The sequence below is a fragment of the Veronia pacifica genome, from assembly GCF_001707825.1.
GTDB classification, from domain to species: Bacteria; Pseudomonadota; Gammaproteobacteria; order Enterobacterales; family Vibrionaceae; genus Veronia; species Veronia pacifica.
The window spans coordinates 1-362 of the sequence record NZ_LYBM01000140.1 but is presented as its reverse complement, the minus strand read 5'-3'; the positions used below and the strand labels follow the sequence as shown (position 1 = coordinate 362).

The window sequence follows — 362 nt, the reverse complement described above, 5'->3', positions numbered from 1 at the left end:
GTCGCGGCAAATTCCGAAGGCGTCAAATACCCCAGAGCTGAATGCGGGCGGTTTTCATTATAATCGAGCCGCCAGGCACTGATGATTTCTCGGGCATGGTGAAGGTCCCTGAACCAGTGTTCGTTTAGGCACTCATCTCTGAATTTGCCGTTGAAGCTCTCGATATAGGCGTTTTGCGTTGGCTTTCCTGCCTGTATCAGTTTTAGCTTTACGCCATGCATGTATGCCCACTGGTCGAGTGCTTTACCAGTAAACTCTGGGCCTTGGTCTGTCCGCACTGCTTCTGGGTAACCACGGAAGGCGGCAACCGCTTCTAATACTTTGACCACCTCATCGCCTGACATCCCCATGGCTACCGGGAT

Annotated in this window: 1 protein-coding gene; it reads right to left on the bottom strand. The window is 52.5% G+C overall.

Translation table 11 applies throughout. From position 1 onward, the window contains the following. Nucleotides 1-362 (bottom strand): integrase core domain-containing protein (locus A8L45_RS23500; RefSeq protein WP_139122476.1); only part of this gene is annotated, 362 nt, incomplete at both ends.